We start from the raw sequence: 1,566 nt of genomic DNA on the forward strand, positions 1-1,566 counted from the left end.
GGGCAGTCCACCCGCCCCGGCTTCACCGCCATTCCTCCGCAGGAGGAGTGGGAGCGCATTGAACCGGTTCTAAAGGCCCTTCAGGGGCGTTTGAGCGTTCCGGTGTCTGTCGATACCTTCTACCCTCAGGTAGCCTCTATGGCCCTCTCTGCGGGCGCTGACGTGATCAACGACGTGAACGGCTTTACCGATCCCGCGATGTTCCCCGCGGTGCTCCAGAGCAGCTGTGGCTGCATTATCATGCACAACGGACACGTGTTAAAGGAAGATCCCGAAGAGGATATTCTGATTCGCGTGCGGCGCTTTTTCGAGGACAAGCTGCGGCAGGCGCAGGAAATAGGCATCGCGCGGGAGCGCATCTGCTTTGATCCCGGTGTGGGGTTCGGCAAAACATATGAAGAGAATCTGCGTCTGATTGCAAACGTCGATGCCGTGCGCATCGAGGGCTGTGCATTTTTGATGGCCGCCTCGCGCAAGGGTGTGATCGGCAAAAGCTGCGGTGATCCGCCCGCGGAGGATCGGACGCCCGGCACGCTGGCGGCGCATACTCTCGCGCAGGCCGGCGGCGCGCAGCTGCTGCGCGCGCATGATGTTCGGGAAGCGGTGCAGGCGGCGCAGGTTGCGTACGCGGTGCTCAGTGCGAAAGTGGGAGGGACGAGTCTTGGATAAAATTATAGTAAAGGGATTGCGTGTTTTTGCATATCATGGTGTCAACGCGGAAGAAAAGCGCGACGGCCAGCATTTCATAATTGATCTCACAGCGTCCGTGGATTTATCTGCGGCGTGCGCCAGCGACAGCATCGACGACACGGTCAGTTATGCGAAAATAATGAAAACGGCAATCCGCGTCATGACGGAGCAATCTTATGATCTGCTGGAGCGGGTAGCCCAGCGGGTCGCGGAGCAGATCTTTCAGGAATACCCCGCGGTAGTGGAGCTGGAAGTCCTGCTTATGAAGCCGGAGGCTCCGATTCAGGCGGAATTTGAGTACACAGCGGTATCGATTACTAGAAAGCGAAGTGATTTTGATTGAAAAAAGCAGTGATCGGATTGGGTTCTAACCTGGGCAACCGGCTCGAGAACCTTTCACACGCGCTCCAGGCGCTGAAGAATCTGCCCGGAACAACGGTGATTGCCACTTCCCGTTTCTATGAAACTGCGCCCGTAGAGGTGCAGAGCGCCCAGAATGATTACCTCAACGCCTGCGCGCTGCTTCTCACGGAGCTTTCTCCCCGCGCGCTTTTAGGGGCATGTCTCGGCATCGAGGCGGGCCTTGGCCGTGAGCGCCGCGAATTTCACGGTTCGCGCGTGATCGATTTGGATCTACTTTTATATGAAGATGTTGTTTTGCGCGAAGAGGAGCTTCGCCTGCCGCACCCCGGCATTTTGAACCGCGGATTTGTTTTGGCGCCCCTTTCTGACCTCTTTCCGGAAAAAGTGGCTCTGGGCCTGGATTTTTCCGACGCTTTTCGCAGAACAGACTTCTCAGAAGTGCATCTTTTAGAAACAAAATGAAAGTTTTTTAAAAAAAGATGAAAAAACTTCAAAAAAAGCATTGACAATAGA

Annotated in this window: 3 protein-coding genes; all 3 read left to right on the forward strand. The window is 55.5% G+C overall.

Going from position 1 to position 1,566, the window contains the following annotated elements; genetic code table 11:
• Nucleotides 1-669, forward strand: a 669-nt coding sequence (gene folP / locus TY09_RS17440; protein ID WP_042437047.1) for a dihydropteroate synthase, incomplete at its 5' end; no start/stop codon positions are given.
• The gene (gene folB / locus TY09_RS17445; RefSeq protein ID WP_009060081.1) at nt 662-1,033 is read left to right on the forward strand and encodes a dihydroneopterin aldolase; all 372 of its coding nucleotides are present in this window, start codon (nt 662-664) and stop codon (nt 1,031-1,033) included. The genes folP and folB, both read left to right, overlap by 8 nt.
• Nucleotides 1,030-1,515 carry a 2-amino-4-hydroxy-6-hydroxymethyldihydropteridine diphosphokinase gene (gene folK, locus TY09_RS17450; protein WP_042437049.1) on the forward strand — a complete coding sequence of 162 codons (486 nt, stop codon included), beginning with the start codon at nt 1,030-1,032 and terminating at the stop codon, nt 1,513-1,515. Before folB ends, folK begins: the two co-directional genes overlap by 4 nt.
• Nucleotides 1,516-1,566 lie beyond the last annotated feature (51 nt).

It is taken from the genome of Faecalispora jeddahensis, assembly GCF_000577335.1.
Taxonomy (GTDB): Bacteria; Bacillota; Clostridia; order Oscillospirales; family Acutalibacteraceae; genus Faecalispora; species Faecalispora jeddahensis.